2 protein-coding genes are annotated in these 2,718 nt (G+C 30.5%); both read right to left on the bottom strand.

Annotated features, from left to right (window positions below; genetic code table 11):
* Positions 1 to 1,289: 1,289 nt before the first annotated feature.
* The gene (locus A9G28_RS12125) at positions 1,290 to 1,967 is read right to left on the bottom strand and encodes an IS3 family transposase (protein ID WP_176702155.1); all 678 of its coding nucleotides are present in this window, start codon (positions 1,965 to 1,967) and stop codon (positions 1,290 to 1,292) included.
* A gap of 105 nt (positions 1,968 to 2,072) precedes the next feature.
* On the bottom strand, positions 2,073 to 2,718 hold a 646-nt coding region (locus A9G28_RS12130), incomplete at its 5' end, for a hypothetical protein (protein ID WP_218057388.1).

Below are 2,718 nucleotides of genomic sequence, written 5' to 3' on the forward strand. Positions count from 1 at the left end.
TAACACTTTTCCTATATATTCTTTTTAATAGTAAAAATTTGCATCATAATTATTTGATAAATATTTAGTTACAGGTTAATTTTTACCAATTTTAATCTTTTTTTGGTGGCCTAATTTTCTAACTTTTTATTGGTCAATTGCCTTGCATTAATTTTTTACGTCTTCCCCGCTTAGGCCTTTAAATCTTTACTTAAGCATTTTTGCCTTTATTTTATAATTGCCTTTTAATGTTATAAAGATACCAATATAACCACCAATAGTAATGCTATAAGAAACCAATAAATCCAAAATATTGATTGCTTAAATTGATAATATCATGTACTTCATATGTGGATAAAATAATACACTCATAACAACAATAATAAGCAAAAATGTTAATCACAAAAAATTTAAAGCTATACATCAAATCACTTATTTTACCACTAAGCTCATATAAGCATATTAAAATTAGCTATTTTATAATAGCTTATGATGATCATTTCGTTATTCAAAAATCACGTTAACGCCCTTCTCTGGATTGAAAAAGCAATTCCCTATCTAGCCTTGATAAATCATTCGATCTTTATATGTAATTTTTTATTCTAAGATTCACCTTTTAGCTTAATTGTGGATATGATACAACCAGAATAGTAATTTTTGGGGGATGCTACTACTACAAGCTGTTTATTTTTACTTTCCAATACATTTTTAACCGCTAATGCGATTAACCGCCACCGACGCAATTCCTAGTACAACCAATTTAGCTATCAACTTAAAAAATACGCTTCAATTTAAAACTCATATGATTTAAGTAAACCAATATTGCTTTGTTTTCATCTTTTGCTATTCCACTAGTCCAAAAAACATCATAATCGTTATCTGCATTACGCCCACAATAACGCGTTATCAAGAGTTTTTAGTATTGGCGTTTGCTCACAACAATAAATCTTAATTGATAATTTCCTAAAACCAGATAACGAATAATCAGTAACTGTCAATTCACTTTTTCTTTTAATTACATTTATCGTATATATTATAACGTTATAATATTTATTATGAAGTTAATATTTCACCAATGTTTTTCTACATATTTTACGTAAAAATAGGTTATATACATTAAAATGTCCCCTGAACTGCTTGATAAAAACGCACTCAGATCCTTGGTTAGCTCATTACATTGATCACGTTTGGCATCTTTACTAAAGCAGCAACGATCTAACCATTTTTGCAACGCATTATCGTCAAAGATGATAATTGCGATAGTGGCTACTGTAAATACCCCAAACTTAGTACACAACTCACGTAGAAAATCATGCTGCTTGTTTTAGTGTTTTATACTCAATCGGTGTCATGTTATTTAATGCCTCATGCGGTCTTTCGGTGTTATAAACCGTTAACCATTCTTCAGTTATTCTCCTTGCTTGTTCTAGATTATTAAATAGATATAAATCGAGCACTTCAGTGCGATAGGTACGATTAAATCGTTCAATATAGCCATTTTGATATGGGCTACCGGGCTGAATATAATCAATGGTTATATCATGTGATTTAGCCCAGTTGGTAAAGGTTTTTCCTGTAAATCCAGGTCCATTATCGACCCGTATTTTTAATGGATATCCATGATATTCGGCCAGTTTATCTAAGTAACGGGTAATCCTTCCTGCTGGTAAGCTTACTGCAATATCAATACCTAACGCCTCACGATTAAAGTCATCGATGACATTGAATGTCCTAAAGCGACGTTGATTACGACTACTGTCACTCATAAAATCCATTGACCAACATTCACCTTGTTTATTGGGAGCCAATAACTTTTCTGGCTCCCGAGGTGGAATTCGTTGTTTTCGTTTTGTTTTAAGATTCAGTTTTAACTCACAATACACCCGATAAACACGTTTATGATTCCAACGATATCCCAGTTTTCTGATTCGATTAAAACACTTAGGAAAGCCCCAACGTAAATGCCGGTCTGTGACAGTATTCAACACCGAAAGACCGCATGAGGCATTAAATAACATGACACCGATTGAGTATAAAACACTAAAACAAGCAGCATGATTTTCTACGTGAGTTATGTACTAAGTTTGGGGTATTTACACTTTTTTAGTACACTTTTTTTGAAAAAACTTTTTATTATCATAAGCAATACAATATTGATCTAAATAATTATATTTTTTAGTGTTTTCATTAAAATAATACATTTTATTTATGGTGATACTTGTTGGATCTATAAATTCATTACCGCAAGTTTTAGTACTAGTCGCGATTTTTTTTTCTGAATCAAAACGAATGGTATATCCTTCTAAATTAGGATCAATAAATTTATTTTGCAATCCATCATAAATGTAATAGGTTTGTGGGACATTAGCCGCATGTGTTTCGCCATCAGCAAGTAAAAAATCATTTTCATTACCATCAAAATCAAAATCGCCTATTTGAATCGCATTAAAAGCAAAAAAACCATAACCTTTTATATTATTAATTGTCTGTACTAACTTGCCGTTCTTTTTACTATATACGTTAACTCCCGTGATCGTAATTTCTCCTTTCCTCTCTTTAGATATTAAAACTTTAAAATAGAATTCTTTGGTTGAATTCATTTGTAAAAATTCAATATTTTTAAATTCTGTGTTATTGACTAACTTTTTAGAGTCTTTATAGTTTTTTTCATTACCATTATTCCAGATTACGTTATATTCAAAAACTTTTTTCAACTTAAAATCACCAAATTCATTTAAA

It is taken from the genome of Gilliamella sp. Fer1-1 (assembly GCF_001690825.1).
In the GTDB taxonomy this organism is placed as follows: domain Bacteria; phylum Pseudomonadota; class Gammaproteobacteria; order Enterobacterales; family Orbaceae; genus Gilliamella; species Gilliamella apicola_C.